Source organism: Staphylococcus sp. GDY8P196P (assembly GCF_017891705.1).
Classification (GTDB): Bacteria; Bacillota; Bacilli; order Staphylococcales; family Staphylococcaceae; genus Staphylococcus; species Staphylococcus ureilyticus.
Map to the genome: position 1 here is coordinate 193,715 of NZ_JAESJS010000018.1, position 14,917 is coordinate 208,631.

Annotated in this window: 18 protein-coding genes and 1 riboswitch; of the genes, 8 read left to right on the top strand and 10 right to left on the bottom strand. The window is 32.5% G+C overall.

The window, feature by feature from the left end:
- Positions 1–20: 20 nt before the first annotated feature.
- Entirely contained in the window at positions 21–758 is a 738-nt protein-coding gene (locus KA814_RS10920; protein WP_046207069.1) for a poly-gamma-glutamate hydrolase family protein, read from the bottom strand.
- Between the two features lie 391 nt (positions 759–1,149).
- On the opposite strand from KA814_RS10920, the gene KA814_RS10925 reads away from it, so the two are divergent.
- The 3 genes from KA814_RS10925 (at position 1,150) to merA (ending at position 3,460) form a co-directional block, all read left to right on the top strand.
- Positions 1,150–1,554 carry an SRPBCC domain-containing protein gene (locus tag KA814_RS10925; protein WP_064209637.1) on the top strand — a complete coding sequence of 135 codons (405 nt, stop codon included), beginning with the start codon at positions 1,150–1,152 and terminating at the stop codon, positions 1,552–1,554.
- A 162-nt stretch (positions 1,555–1,716) separates the two neighbouring features.
- The gene (gene hypR, locus KA814_RS10930; protein WP_046207067.1) at positions 1,717–2,151 is read left to right on the top strand and encodes a redox-sensitive transcriptional regulator HypR; all 435 of its coding nucleotides are present in this window, start codon (positions 1,717–1,719) and stop codon (positions 2,149–2,151) included.
- On the top strand, positions 2,138–3,460 hold the full coding sequence (merA, locus tag KA814_RS10935; protein ID WP_107359908.1) for a hypothiocyanous acid reductase MerA: 1,323 nt from the start codon (positions 2,138–2,140) through the stop codon (positions 3,458–3,460). Before hypR ends, merA begins: the two co-directional genes overlap by 14 nt.
- A gap of 105 nt (positions 3,461–3,565) precedes the next feature.
- On the opposite strand, the gene KA814_RS10940 is transcribed toward merA, so the two are convergent.
- On the bottom strand, positions 3,566–3,742 hold the full coding sequence (locus KA814_RS10940) for a hypothetical protein (RefSeq protein WP_164987250.1): 177 nt from the start codon (positions 3,740–3,742) through the stop codon (positions 3,566–3,568).
- Positions 3,743–3,960: 218 nt separating this feature from the next.
- On the opposite strand from KA814_RS10940, the gene KA814_RS10945 reads away from it, so the two are divergent.
- Positions 3,961–4,380, top strand: coding sequence for a GNAT family N-acetyltransferase (locus KA814_RS10945; protein ID WP_064209635.1), 420 nt, complete (start codon positions 3,961–3,963; stop codon positions 4,378–4,380).
- Positions 4,381–4,421: 41 nt separating this feature from the next.
- Here the strand turns inward: KA814_RS10945 and KA814_RS10950 are convergent, their stop codons facing one another.
- Positions 4,422–4,646 carry a hypothetical protein gene (locus tag KA814_RS10950; RefSeq protein WP_019469882.1) on the bottom strand — a complete coding sequence of 75 codons (225 nt, stop codon included), beginning with the start codon at positions 4,644–4,646 and terminating at the stop codon, positions 4,422–4,424.
- A 259-nt stretch (positions 4,647–4,905) separates the two neighbouring features.
- Positions 4,906–5,003: riboswitch (guanidine-I (ykkC/yxkD leader) on the top strand.
- Positions 5,004–5,055: 52 nt separating this feature from the next.
- On the opposite strand from KA814_RS10950, the gene KA814_RS10955 reads away from it, so the two are divergent.
- From KA814_RS10955 to KA814_RS10965, 3 genes are all read left to right on the top strand, one after another.
- Positions 5,056–5,382, top strand: a complete 327-nt coding sequence (locus tag KA814_RS10955) for a DMT family transporter (RefSeq protein ID WP_107359907.1) — start codon at positions 5,056–5,058, stop codon at positions 5,380–5,382.
- Entirely contained in the window at positions 5,382–5,696 is a 315-nt protein-coding gene (locus tag KA814_RS10960) for a DMT family transporter (protein ID WP_064209633.1), read from the top strand. Before KA814_RS10955 ends, KA814_RS10960 begins: the two co-directional genes overlap by 1 nt.
- Before the next feature lie 189 nt (positions 5,697–5,885).
- On the top strand, positions 5,886–6,512 hold the full coding sequence (locus KA814_RS10965; RefSeq protein WP_046207063.1) for a LysE family translocator: 627 nt from the start codon (positions 5,886–5,888) through the stop codon (positions 6,510–6,512).
- Positions 6,513–6,616: 104 nt separating this feature from the next.
- Here KA814_RS10965 and KA814_RS10970 read toward each other — a convergent pair whose 3' ends face one another.
- Entirely contained in the window at positions 6,617–6,982 is a 366-nt protein-coding gene (locus tag KA814_RS10970; protein WP_107359906.1) for a DUF4870 domain-containing protein, read from the bottom strand.
- Between the two features lie 109 nt (positions 6,983–7,091).
- On the opposite strand from KA814_RS10970, the gene KA814_RS10975 reads away from it, so the two are divergent.
- Positions 7,092–7,670: a histidine phosphatase family protein gene (locus tag KA814_RS10975; RefSeq protein WP_046207061.1), complete on the top strand. Its 579-nt coding sequence runs from the start codon at positions 7,092–7,094 to the stop codon at positions 7,668–7,670.
- Positions 7,671–7,724: 54 nt separating this feature from the next.
- Here the strand turns inward: KA814_RS10975 and KA814_RS10980 are convergent, their stop codons facing one another.
- From KA814_RS10980 to KA814_RS11005, 6 genes are all read right to left on the bottom strand, one after another.
- Entirely contained in the window at positions 7,725–7,940 is a 216-nt protein-coding gene (locus KA814_RS10980; RefSeq protein ID WP_046207060.1) for a hypothetical protein, read from the bottom strand.
- Positions 7,941–8,265: 325 nt separating this feature from the next.
- The gene (locus KA814_RS10985) at positions 8,266–8,886 is read right to left on the bottom strand and encodes an NDxxF motif lipoprotein (protein ID WP_070038372.1); all 621 of its coding nucleotides are present in this window, start codon (positions 8,884–8,886) and stop codon (positions 8,266–8,268) included.
- Positions 8,887–9,155: 269 nt separating this feature from the next.
- Positions 9,156–10,679, bottom strand: a complete 1,524-nt coding sequence (gene ahpF, locus KA814_RS10990) for an alkyl hydroperoxide reductase subunit F (RefSeq protein WP_046207058.1) — start codon at positions 10,677–10,679, stop codon at positions 9,156–9,158.
- Positions 10,680–10,695: 16 nt separating this feature from the next.
- Positions 10,696–11,265, bottom strand: a complete 570-nt coding sequence (gene ahpC, locus KA814_RS10995; protein ID WP_046207057.1) for an alkyl hydroperoxide reductase subunit C — start codon at positions 11,263–11,265, stop codon at positions 10,696–10,698.
- A 692-nt stretch (positions 11,266–11,957) separates the two neighbouring features.
- Positions 11,958–12,308, bottom strand: coding sequence for a helix-turn-helix domain-containing protein (locus tag KA814_RS11000; protein WP_046207056.1), 351 nt, complete (start codon positions 12,306–12,308; stop codon positions 11,958–11,960).
- Between the two features lie 299 nt (positions 12,309–12,607).
- A complete protein-coding gene (locus tag KA814_RS11005; RefSeq protein ID WP_107359905.1) occupies positions 12,608–14,599 on the bottom strand; it encodes a catalase in 1,992 nt (663 codons plus the stop codon).
- Between the last annotated feature and the right edge of the window lie 318 nt (positions 14,600–14,917).

Genomic DNA, 14,917 nt, shown 5'->3' on the forward strand with positions numbered 1-14,917 from the left:
TAAACTGAAAAAATTAATTTTTAAGTTTGTGAACGAATGCCTTTAGTGACGGCTTCAGCGAAATCATAAATTGAATTTCGGTATTTATTCGTGTTTTCTCTCGTCTTTCTGTTTAAATTGTCCTTTTTGAAAAATGATTTTCTAATAGATGTAGATATCTCCAGTTGAACTCCGGAACCTGAGTCATTTTCATTGATGAAATTTTTAGAAGAACGGCCATTAATATTATTTGGACTTTTTTCTACATTAAACCCTTCTTTTTCTAATTCTTTTTTTATGGATTGCGCCATTTTTTTATCCTGGCCGCCGATATAAACGATATCTTTATCACCTTGAAATCCGTGTATTGAGATAGATTCTTGAGAACGATTTGTCATTTCTTTCAATTTAGGATCGTCAAAATTGGTAGATGTAATATGCAATTGTTTGTTACTTGATTTTAGTAAGCCTTCAAAGCTATATAAATTAAAGTCTCCTTTTTTAGAAATGATTTTAGCTAATTCGGAGGTGCCCGGTTCTATACCGCCACCATGTATCGCAGTAATAAGTATATCTTTATTATTTGTTTTTTTAACATTTCTTTGCCAATCACGCTGTTTCACTGTATCTGATTTTAATTGAGCGAAATTTTGATATTTATCTTGATTGGGTGACTGGTTATTGTTCCATATGTATGTAAAGTATAGACTAACTAGTATGATGCCAACAATAACAAGCATAACTAAATAATATACGTAAGTGCTTAGAATATTTTTCATCGTTAACTCCTGATCAAAAGTATTTACTGACTAGTAAAGTATAACAAATTTATTAATGCTGCATAGATTATATGTTATTTACAATTATGTTAATAACATTGTAATGAAATTTACATATTAGGGTATGAAAGGTATAGAGTGAATTATTAAATTGAAAATGAAATAGCTTGGATATTTTAGAAAAAGTAATAACGACGGCATGGAGAATAAAACATGTACTGACCGAGCATTATGATAACCATGTTTATGAATTTATGATCAACGCTAACATGTGCGGTTAGTCTTTCCTGTTCGGTCAATCACGCTGAATGCCTTAATAAGACATAGTGATGTGTTTTTATGATTGAATGATTACAAAATATTTAATTTTAGAAGAAAGGTTGTGAATTTTTTGGATATAGTAACTAAAATGCAAGTCAATGTATCTAGTGATCAAGTGTTTGAAGCTTTTGTCAATCCAGATTATATAGGAGGATTTTGGTTTTCTTCAAGTTCTGAACGTTGGGAAGAGGGTAAAACAATTACCTTACGATATGAAGAGTATCATGCTGAAATCGATATTTTAATAGAAGATATGGTTGAAAATGAAATGATTCAATTTAAGTGGGGCGATAATCATGTAACAATACAATTCGATGGTGATGATAATCATACAATTGTAACTACTACAGAAAAAGATATAGAAGAAAATGATGTAGCACGCTTATTAGGCCAAAAAGAAGGCTGGGTATATATGCTTAGTTGTCTGAAATCATATTTAGAATATGGCAATAAAATAAGAGGTGCATTATTGTAACTATCCAACTAGGATTGAAAGCATGGCAATGTTTAACTTTGTTCACGCTTCCAATCCTTTTTATATATTTTTCAAATACCAAAACAAAAATTTTGCACGATATGGTTTAATATGTTTAAATGTAACTATAAAAGTTTCAATTAAAGATAAAAGGTGATTTCTTTGAATTTAGAATTCAATATAGCAGTACATTTACTGACTTTTTTGCTAAAACATGATGATGAGCGTTTTAGCAGCAATGAATTAGCGGAACGTATCTGTATTAATCCGGCTCAATTACGCAGGGTAACTCGTAAGTTAAATCAACATCATTATTTAGCTACTTCTAGAGGTAAATTTGGAGGGTATCAGGCTAATGATATGACAGCAAATGTTAACTTGTCTGAACTATTTGTGATGTTTAAAGAAGATCGCTCAGAAGGACGTTTATTTACTGGAGATGCTGGTAGTGACTGTGAAGTTTCAAGAGAAATTGGCAACACGATGTTTAAGTTTCATCAAAAAGAAGAAGAGCTATTAATTAATTATTATCAAAATGTAACGATTAAAGACGTTTTAAATGAAACGATTAAGGAGGATTATTATGAAAAAGTATGATTTATTAATAATTGGATTTGGTAAAGGTGGTAAAACTTTAGCAAAATTTGCGTCTGGCCAAGGAAAAAGTGTAGCTGTAGTTGAAAAATCGCAAAAGATGTATGGTGGTACATGTATTAATATAGGTTGTATTCCTTCAAAAACACTTGTGCATGAAGGTTTAGCACACGGTTCATTTGAACAAGCTTTTTCTAGAAAATCCGATGTAGTAAATGCACTAAACAGTAAGAATTATCATAATTTAGCAGATGATAATAATATCAACGTATTAGATTTTACTGCAGCATTTAAGTCTAATAATGAAGTAGAATTATTAGATGAAAATGGTGAAGTACAAGAAACACTTACTGCAGAAGATATCGTGATTAATACAGGTGCACAACCAATCATTCCATCCATCGAAGGTGTAGAAACATCAAAGCATTTATATGATTCTACTGGCATTATGGAATTGGCAACACAACCTCAACGTTTAGTTATTGTGGGTGGAGGCTATATTGCATTAGAATTTGCTTCTATGTTTGCGAATTTTGATACACAAGTAACTGTTTTAGAGAAACATGATGATATCATGCCTAAAGAAGATAAAGATATTGTTGCAGAAGTTAAAAAAGATCTTGAAAATAAAGGTGTTAATCTTGTATTAAATGCAGATACAGAGCGTTTTGAAGATAATGCATCTGGCACAACAGTACACACGACACAAGGAAGCTATGAAGCGGATGCGGTATTGTTAGCTACTGGTCGTAAACCAAATACAGACTTAGGTTTAGAAAATACAGATGTTGAAATTGGTGAACGTGGAGAAATCAAAGTAAACCAAAACTTACAAACAAACGTGCCAAATATTTATGCATTAGGTGATGTTAAAGGTGGCATGCAATTCACGTATATTTCATTAGATGACTTCAGAATTGTAAAAGATCAATTGTTTGGTGATGGCAAACGTACGACCGAAAATCGCGGTGCTGTGCCATACACTGTATTTATTGATCCACCATTATCACGTGTAGGTTTAACAGCAGAAGAAGCAAAAGCACAAGGTTATCAAATTTTAGAAAATGCAGTACCTGTAAACACAATTCCGCGTCATAAAATAAACAATGATACAAGAGGTTTGTTTAAAGCAGTCGTTAATAAAGAAACAAGTGAAATATTAGGTGCTACTTTATATGGCTTACAATCTGAGGAAATTATTAATTTAGTAAAATTAGCAATTGACCAACATTTATCTTATGAAGTATTAAAAGAAAATATTTATACACATCCTACAATGGTTGAATCATTTAATGATTTATTCAATATGTAAAGCAAATATTTTTAATAAATATTAAAAAGTCTCTAATCAAAAAGAGCAGGGTTAAGTAATCTAGTGTAACTGGATTACGACCCCGCTCTTTTTTAATATGATGATTTATATAATTGATTTAATAATTTGACCTATGAGTCCGAAAATACCGATGATTAAACAGACCACACCAAAGCTGACTAAACTTTGTTTTTTGCCGACACCTTCTTTTTTAGGTGTACGGTTATTTATGATGAGCAACACAATACCAACGATAATGAGTAATATTGAAACAATCCACATTTTGCGTCCCTCCTTACTTGTATCGATAAAATAATAACGTCTTTACTATCTCTTTACCCTGTTAACTGTTTATATTAACGCCTTCTTTGTACATCATATGTGATGTATGACGTGACATTAAAAGATGATTTAAATATATTATAAATGATTATGTAATGTAAGGGTATAGAAAGCTATAAAATAGATTGATATACACAAATGATGAGGGTGTGATAGAGATGAAAATAGATTATACTTATGTATTTGACTCACATGATTTAGAAGATTTTATAAAAATATATCACTCGAATGGTTGGATGGGGCATAATAAGGAAAAAATTAAGACCATTTTTAATGCTAGCACACATATCGTGGTGGCAAAGCATAATGGTAGTGCTATAGGATTAGCGAGAGCCTTATCAGATGGTGTATTTAACGCAGCTATTTATGATGTTATCGTGGATCAGTCCTATCAAAATAAGGGTATAGGTTATGACATTGTATGTAGAATGATTAACCAATTGGGGCAGGTGTCTTGCGTGCATTTAATTTCAACGCATGGCGTCGAAGGATTATATCAAAAATTAGGTTTTCGAAAATTAAAAACAGGTATGGCCATTTATGCAAATCAAAAATTAAAAGATGAGTATACTGATTAATGTCTATCAGCTATACTCACCTTTTTGGTCGAGAATCTAGATTATAAAATATTGTGACTCACATCCTCATGTGAATAATTTTTCAATAGAGAACAACCCAGTGGATGATGACCATTGTCAACATAATGGTTGATTTCTTCTAGTACATCTAAAATTTCATACTCTGGTGTATTTACATCAAACGTATATTTGAATACTTGCTTCTTGTCAGATAATACAGTTGCAACGAGTTCATTATTTTGCATTTTGTAATTTAATAATTTCATAATAATCCCTCACTTTTATCAATCGTTTTAGTCCGTTTATCAAAATACTCAATTGAGAATAAGTTTCATTGACGACACCATTACATTATAATTATTATAATGTAATCCTTATTATACATTAAAATACATAAAATGTAGAGAGTTTTGACTTAAAAATTAATTTAAAACGCTTTCTTTATAAGAATTAATATAATTTATTATAAACTGAATCATCTTAACTTGAAGTTCGAAGTGTAATTTGATACGATTTCACTAATTGAATAAACCTTTCTAGGGTTCCACAACGATGGTGTTGGTTCGGTCCGAGAGAAAGGCACATATTAATATGTGACACGGAAGGATAAAAGCCTGGGAGATAGTATAGATGACTATCTCTCAGGCTTTTTTAATCTTAAAGGAGGATTTTGTTATGAATTGGTTAAAAATTGTGATTGCAGCACTCTTTGAAGTGGGATGGGTTATTGGCTTAACTCATGCTTCATCAGTATTTGAGTGGATATTGACAGTCATTGCTATATTTTTAAGTTTTTACTTACTTATAGATGCTTCAAAAGTATTACCGGTAGGGACATCTTATGCAGTCTTTGTAGGACTTGGTACAACTGGCGTTACACTAGCTGATTTTATATTCTTTGATCAACCATTTAAACCAGGAAAAATCATTTTAATAATGACATTGTTGCTTGGTGTAATTTGTTTGAAATTAGTGACGACAAATGAAGGGGGGCATTCATAATGGCTTGGATTTTACTGATTTGTGCAGGTATATTTGAAATGCTTGGTATTACATTTTTGAATGCTTATGTGCATAGTCGCAAATATAAATCGCTTGGTTGGATGATAACTTTCTTTGCAATTAGTTTTTTAACATTATCTATTGCTATGAAACAGTTGCCTATGAGCACTGCATATGCTGTATGGACTGGCATTGGTGCTGTTGGCGGAGCAGTTTTAGGTATGCTTTTTTACAAAGAGTCAACGGATATTAAACGAATTATTTGTATTCTAGTTATATTGGGTAGCACCATTGGTTTGAAATTATTAAGTTAAAATTAACTGAGTTATATCACATAAATTATTTTTCCATTTCACGGCTTTCAATGATTGACCATTGACCAAATTTTGGATTTCGTTCATATATTATTTGAACATCACCATAACAGAATCATAAAAGATTTGTTTCGCGTGTTGCGATACCGTGTGCATCTTGATAACATAATTAAGGTGGAGGTGCAGAAAATGGAAGGATTAGCCGCATTTATAACAATTACTTTAATGATTATTATCGTCCCAGGACCTGATTTTTTCGTCGTGATGAAAAATTCAATCACTTCTGGTAAAGGTAATGGTGCAATGGCAGCATTGGGTATAACGACAGGCCATGTTGTTTATTCTCTACTAGCGGTCTTTGGTATTATTTTTATTTTGGCAAATATGTATTACGTGTTTTTAGTGATTAAAATACTGGGTGCTTGTTACCTTATATATTTAGGTATCAAAAGTATTATTAGTGCACGTCAAAGTATGAATTTTTCAATCACACAAATGAAAGCACAACAAATCAGCTATTTAAGTTCATATAGGCAAGGTTTCTTTAGTACCATTTTAAATCCAAAAGCATTACTCTATTACATAAGTATCTTACCGCAATTTTTAAGTGCGGGCGAAGGCGTTACCACACAAATAGCGGTGTTATCCGCGATTGTAACGACAGTTATTTTATTATGGTTTATTTTCTGTGTATATATTTTTCAATACATTAAATTACTTTTTGCAAACAGAAAGATTAAAGCTATTTTTGACTATACGGTAGGTGCAGTGTTAATTGGTCTGTCGCTTAATTTATTATTTAGCAAAAGTAGTTAATCTAGATTTAACAAAAAAAGCAGCTTGAGGAAACAATATTTTCCCAAGCTGTTTTTTTAGTGTGTTTTTGTGTCTATCGAATATTCAAAAGTAAATGATTTATCTTAGGGGTTAAAATAAGCACTTTCAGAAATTATTACTTTGACGCCACGATAAATATTTTTAATTGTATACCAAATCGTGAATAAGATTAAAATAATTCCTAAAATTATCATTATGACCATAATTGTATGATGTTGTTGATTGACGATCATGCCACCTAAACTTGCAACGATAATAATAAATATCGGTCCTAAATATGTGATGACATGATAGAATAGCGATTTAGCAGCATGCGTGGATGCTGGTTTATCAGCAAAAATCCAAATGATGATAGGTAATATGATTGGAGCAAAAAATATGCTGAAATAACTTACAGAAGCTAAGACACGTCCACCTTGCGTATCTGAATTTAAAGGTTGTTCATTCATTTTTATCACCTCACATTTAAAGTAACAAAAATAAATATTTTATTATAGAAGTTATACTTCATCTAACAAAAATGTTACCTTATTTAAAAATACAAAGGAGTACAAACATATGAAACTATACTTAATTCGCCATGGTGAATCAAAATCCAATTACGATAAAAAAGAAGGAAATCACTATTTTTGTGGCCAATTAGACGTTCCATTAACTGAAAAAGGCGCTCGAGACGCGCAATTATTACAACATCATTTTAATCAAGTCAAAATTGATCATATTTATTTGTCTGATTTAACAAGAACGAGACAAACATATAATGCAATTTTTGATAAAGATATTCCAGCTAGTGTAACGACATTACTGAGAGAACGTTCTTTAGGTCAGTTTGAGGGTGAAAAAGTGAGTGAAATTGAACAAAATGCTCAATTTGAAACTTATTTTAATGGCGGTCCAAACAGTTCATTTAGGCACAGCTTTACTCAAAAAGCACCAGAAGGAGAAAGTTATGAAGATGTTTTAAAACGTGTAGAAACTTTCTTTAAACAAGAGCTAGATACATCTTTAGATACAGTTGTAATCATTGCTCATCAAGTTGTAATTAGATGTTGTTTCGTATACTTAGGTTATGAAAATAAAGCATCTGTGATAGATAAGCAAATTGATAATTGTGTACCTTATGAAATTGAGCTTTAGCTTTGATAAAATGACGTATTAAAAAACCTGAACTGTTTATTTGCTCAGTTCAGGTTAATATCTTTTTGCTGCTGTTAAGCTATCGTGAAATCCTTGGAATATAGTGTTGATATTGTCTAAGAAACTACCAACAATAACTGCGAGTATGACGTAAGTAATGCTTAAAGCAATAGATTTATATGAAATTACGCCATAAGTTTCTTTTTTCTCAAAGAGATTAAAAGCTATGAAGACAGCAGCCATGGCACCTAGTAAAATCGTAATTACCATAGTGCAACCTCCCTATAAAGTTTTCGGCTGTGCTCCTACGTTTACTGTGTTCAATCTTATAACATAGGATAACAAATACATCTCCGAGAAAAAAAGTCATTTTATATTAAAAAACCTTACAATCATGTAAGGTTTTTTACAAATATAAGTCAAGATGAATCATTTAACTTTAAGTAAGCGCTTAAAAGGCTTTATAATGCTGGGAATTGGTATTGTCATCATTTTGTAATGCATAGCACTTTATTTGATATCAATAAAAATGAATTTGATAGTTATTCAAAGAATGTTCACAAATTCAAGTAGTTGAATAACCATGAATGATACATTATTTATCTATTGCATCACTTTTAATACCTTTATCTTTAAGGAACTTTTTGATTTTTTCTTGTTGTTTACCGTTTACATTTCCTGCATGTTCTGCTGATACGTCTACAACGTTTAGCGTGTTTTGCGGTTGATAATTTACTTCTTCGATTTGTTTATCAGCATCTTTAATCGTGGTGTTTAACGCAGTGAAATAGTTAATGATTCGATCCACGTCATCTTTATAACCTTTAGGCAGATGATTGTCCTTGACAAAGTTTTTAAATCGCACATCGTTTTTAATCGCATTGTGTGATAAATCAGATAATCTTTTGGCTTGTGCGTCTGTGATTTTAGTATCCGTACCGGTTTGCTTATCTAATTTATACTGTATTAGATATTTATTGTCGAGAATATCTGCATTAACATCTAGATATTTTTTTATCGCTTTGTTCATTTCATCTTCGCTTATATTTTCGCCTTTTTTATGAGAAGCAAAGATATTACTTTCTGTAACTTTTTTGACATTTGAAGGGGCATGTCTTTCACTGTGTTGTTTATCATCATTTGAATTTTCATTAGCACATGCTGTGAGTATGACAGTTAGCATGAGAACGAATGTTATAAGTATACTTTTTTTCATAAAACGTATTGCTCCTTTAAAAATAGTCCAATTTATATTAATTGATGTGCTTTTGAAATTATAACCTAAGACTATCATTTCAAGCTATTGATTGATATAGATGTCGTAAACTTAAACGCACAATCTTTTGAACAAAGTTTGAAACTTTGAGCGAAAACGTTTCATATTTGTGTAACAAGATTCGACTGCTTTTCCTTAGAAATGAAAACAACAAAAAAAGGAGAACCAAATTTGGTTCTCCTTTATCATCTATTTGAATAGGGAAGTGATTAGTGTCGAATGATATAATCAAATGCATTTAATGCAGCATTTGCACCAGCGCCCATTGAAATAATGATTTGTTTATTACGATCGTCTGTAACATCGCCTGCAGCAAATATACCTGGGATGCTTGTAGCGTTTGTACGATCAATGATTATTTCATTTGCTTGGTTTAACTCAACATAGTTATCTAACCATTCTGTATTTGGAAGTAATCCGATTTGTACGAATATACCTTCCAATTCTATAGTGTGGTCTTCACCAGTTGATTTGTCTTGATATTTAAGACCCGTCACTGAAGCTTCACCTAAAACTTCAGTTGTTTGTGCGTTCTTGATAATTGTAACGTTTGGTAAAGAGCTTAAACGTTCTTGTAATACGTCGTCTGCTTTAAGGGTAGCGTTACGCTCAAGTAGTGTAACATGTTCTACAATACCTGCTAAGTCTATTGCAGCTTCTACACCTGAGTTACCGCCACCAACAACAGCAACGTTTTTATTTTCAAATAGAGGTCCGTCACAGTGCGGGCAGAATGCCACCCCTTTATTGATAAGGGCTTCTTCACCAGGTACTTCTAGCTTACGCCAACGTGCACCTGTAGCAATAATCACGGTTTTACTTTGTAATTTAGCGTCATTATCTAAAGTGACAATAATACCATTGTCTGTTTTTTCAATATCACTTGCTCTGACACCTGTCATGGTATCTACATTATATTGCTTTACATGATCTTCAAGTGCAGAGGAGAACTTAGGACCATCCGTTTCTTTAACTGTAATAAAGTTTTCAATTGTTGCAGTATCGTTGACTTGACCACCAATGCGATCTGCAACAATACCAGTGCGTAATCCTTTACGTGCAGTATAGATAGCGGCACTACCACTTGCGGGTCCACCACCAACGATTAACACGTCGTAAGGATCTTTATCATTGAATTCCGAAGGGTCTGCTTTACTACCTAGTTCAGATAATATATCTTGTACAGTCATGCGTCCATTGCCAAATTCTTCACCATCTAAATAGATAGCTGGCACTGCCATAATATCTTCAGATTCCTCTCTGAAAATAGCACCGTCAATCATTGTATGAGTGATATTTGGATTTAATAAACTCATTAAGTTCAATGCTTGAACGACATCCGGGCATTTTTGACACGTTAAACTGATATAAGTTTCAAAATTGAGTGGGCGATCTAAAGCTTTAATTTGATCTATGACAGATTGCTCTTCTTTAGGTGCGCGACCACTGACTTGTAATAAAGCTAATACAAGTGAATTAAATTCGTGACCCATAGGTAAACCAGCAAATGTAATCCCTGTGTCTGCGTCAGGTTTATCTACTGTAAAGCTTGGTGTACGTTTTAGGTCTTTCTCTTCAATTGTGATATGAGATGATGCTGCTGCAACTTCGTCTAGCAACTCTTTTAGTTCTTTCGATTTATCATCTGAACCAAGACTTGCGCGTAGTACAACATCACCTTCCATTAATTGAAGTAATTGTTGTAATTGTGATTTTAGCTGATCATTAAGCATTCAAATCAATGCCTCCTTAGATTTTACCTACTAAGTCAAGACCAGGTTGTAATGTTTCTGAACCTTCTTCCCATTTAGCTGGGCAAACTTCACCTGGGTGTTGACGTACATATTGTGCTGCTTTAATTTTGTGTACTAATGTACTTGCATCACGGCCAATACCGTCCGCATTAATTTCAGCTGCTTGAACAACACCATCAGGATCAACGATAAATGTACCACGTTGAGCTAGGCCCACCTCTTCATCTAATACATCAAAATTACGAGTGATTGTTTGTGAAGGATCGCCAATCATTGTATATTGAATTTTATTAATTGCTTCAGAATGATCATGCCAAGCTTTGTGTACAAAGTGTGTATCCGTTGAAACTGAATATACGTTTACACCTAATTCTTGTAATTTATCATACTGATTTTGTAAATCTTCTAATTCAGTAGGACATACGAATGAGAAGTCTGCTGGGTAGAAGCAAACTACACTCCAAGAACCTTTTAAGTTTTCATCAGAAACTTCGAAAAACTCATCTTTCTTTGGATCATAAGCATTAGCTGTAAATGGTAAAATTTCCTTGTTGATTAAAGACATGTAAAACATCCTCCTATTTAATAACTTAGTGTTAATTTAAATATTATTAATCAGATTATCATAATTTCTTAATTATAATAATTCTAATCTTTCAATTACTATTATTGCATGTAGCTATTGTTTCGTCAACATTAGTACCTTTAAAGCACAATAGATTTAAATCGTGCTCGCTATTTGTGTTAGAAGACAATAAAACTAGTTAAGCTACATAAGAAAATGAAAGCATATACATTATTTGTATTTTCTTTCACACTATATAAATAGCCTTCCTATTCTCAACTAAACATAAGAATTGAGAAGGAAGGCATTGAAAGTTTGATATGATAGGCTTATGAAAAATTATCACAAATTTGTGAACTTATTTACCGCTTTTGGAACTTGTAATGATAAGTAAATATTAAAGAAAGTAAATTGATTTATTGGAAAACATTAGCGCCGCATTTTGATATTTGCTAAATTGTTCCATGTTAACAATAGGTGTATATAAAATGATTGAATCACATAAAGAGATTATTTTAGGTTGTGGAATTTAGGAGAATTTAAAAAGTGAATTGTTTATGCTACTCAAAACTTAAGAATAGAAGCATAACAAATAATTTATTAGCTACATTTCTATTCCTAAGTTTTTAAAATAGCTTATGAGTTGTTCATTGAAAAAAGTGAAATAATCATATTAATAAACAATTTTACAGTCAAACAAACGACTGTACCATCCACCAAATAATAAACGCTACAGGGAAGAATAACCACCAAAAGTTAGATAGAAATTCCCAAACATTCATAGGACGATCTTTCTGATTAGAAACTGGTTGTTGATAGGTTTCAATAATTGTCTTTTTTAATGCTTTATCTCCTTTAATGAGTTCATCTAATGAGACGTCGAATAGGTCGCTCATTTTTATTAACATATCAATACTAGGATAGACTTTGTTCAGTTCCCATTTTGAAATACTTTGACGTGAAATATTTAATATTTCAGCAAGTTCGTCTTGCGACCAATTTTTGAGTTCGCGTTGTTCTTTGATACGTGGTCCAATTTCCATAGTTATCACTCCTTTTATTTGAAATTAACGGTATCACCATGTAATGTCACGCACTTAATCGTTTACTCGTGTGCAACTCGAGGTTGCAAACACCTATTTGAAGGTGTTTTTGAAATAAATATAGCATGAAATCAGATCAATTTGATGTAAATTGAATCTTTAAATGTTTAGTAAGTATTTACCCATATTCACATAAAAAAGACGAGATAGAAATTAAATTACAATGAAAAATTTCTATCTCGTCTGCTTGTATCATTAAATATATCGTTGTAGGGATATATTATTTTAATTTTATATGCTTATCTGTCCCAATATCTTGCGCGTTCAAATGCTTGAATAATCGTTTGAGCATCATCTGAAATATATACACCGGGTGCGTTCAAGTCTAGTTTTGCATTTGATAATTTTTCTGATGCGGCTTGATTAACAACTAGCGGTTTGTTGTGTTTGTATGTGAGTTCTGCAAATGCCTCTGCATCCGGTGATAATTCTGCACCATCTGAAATTACAAACACACTATCAAATAATGTAGGGTGTGCAGTATCATACGTTTCAGTTATGCCGAAATCTTTAGTGATATCTTTAGGTTGTTTGCCTACAAAAGCATAGTTGAGTTTGTTGTCGGCAAATGTTTTGGCATATGCTTTTAATGTTTTCTCATTTATCTCACCGTTCACAAGTACTGCTACAGAATGTCCAGGTAATGGTATATCGAATTTTTCCATTGTTAACTTACTATCTTTGGCATCAGTTTGTACTTCTTCATTTTCTTCTGGCACTTCAACACCTACGTTTGCTGCGACGCGCTCTGCCAATGCGCGATCAACTTTGTTTAGTTGATTCACTGCATTTTGTTTAACCATAGCTGATTTACATTTACCAATTTCAAATGAAAATCCATCTACGGTATGGTCGAACTCAGGCTTTGTTAAACTATTCAAATAAAGTTTAGCTTGGCTGTAATAATCTTTAAAGCTTTCACTACGTTTTTGTATTTTACGTCCTTCAACTTTTTCTTGATAATGTTCGTAGCCGCCTTCTTCTTTAGGTGTTGTGTGGGGATCGTTGTTGTTTAATGCATTGTTGTGATATGCCGTTTGTCCTTTATGGACATTCATTTGATGCATAGCATCTCTTTGGTTATTGTGTACTTCATTAACTGGTCGATTAATTGGTATTTGATTAAAGTTTGGTCCACCTAATCTTGATATTTGAGTATCCGTATATGAGAATAAACGTCCTTGTAATAGAGGATCGTTAGAGAAATCAATGCCAGGCACGATATGACCAGGATGGAACGCTGCTTGTTCCGTTTCATCAAAAACATTAGATACGTTTTGATTTAACGTCATTTTACCAACAATTTCAACTGGAACTTCATCTTCTGGCCATATTTTTGTTGGATCTAAAATATCAAAATCAAAATCAAATTCTTGTTCTGGTCGAATCACTTGAAGGCCTAATTCCCACTCAGGGTAGTCTCCTTTTTCAATTGCTTCATATAAATCTTTGCGATGGAAGTCAATATCTTTACCGGATAAGATTTGTGCCTCATCCCATACCAATGATTCTAAACCGTGAACTGGCTTCCAATGAAATTTTACGAAATAGGATTGACCATCACGATTAACCAAGCGGAAGGTATGGATGCCGAATCCTTCAATCTGTCTAAAGTTTTTAGGGATACCTCTGTCACTCATAGCCCAAACCGTTGTGTGCGTTGATTCTGGGTTTTGTGCGAAAAAGTCCCAGAATGTATCGTGAGCAGTCCCACCTTGAGGCATTTCATTGTGTGGTTCAGGTTTAACAGCGTGAATTAAATCTGGAAATTTAATAGCGTCCTGTATAAAGAAAACAGGTATATCGTTACCTACTAAATCAAAAATACCTTCATCTGTATAGAATTTTGTAGCAAAACCACGCACGTCTCTTACTGTATCTGGAGAACCTTTTGATCCCTGGACAGTTGAAAATCTGACAAACACTGGGGTAGTCTTTTCAGGATGTGTTAAAAAGTCTGCAGAAGTGTATTCAGATAAATCTTTGTAAACTTGAAATTCACCGTGAGCGCCAAAACCGCGAGCATGTACGATTCTTTCAGGAATTCGCTCGTGGTCAAAGTGCATAATTTTCTCTCTAAAATGGAAATCTTCTAATAAACTAGGACCACGTTCACCAACGGTTAATGTGTTTTCATCTTCACTTACTTTAACGCCATTATTCGTCGTCATTGCTTTATCGTCATTGTTTTTTTCTACATTTTTTAATTGTTCCTGTTTTTTGTTACTCAAATGAATTACCCCCTTGTTATTATTGTTCCACATTTATGTTTTGGAAAACATTTCAATTTTGAATATTATTATTTTTAAAACAGGAGATATTACAAAAGGAAAATATACTTGTGGTTATATAGCAATATATGAAAAAATTTAAGAAGTATTTTTGTGTCCATTTCTGACATATATAATGTGCCAAGATGATTTATTTAATTGAAGCACACAAGCATCACATTCGTGTTTTATTTTGTTTATATATTTTAGGAATATTCAACATTTAAATAGGATGATAACATTTAATAAGAGTGAAAAAAGGGTAAACAAATAACAAGC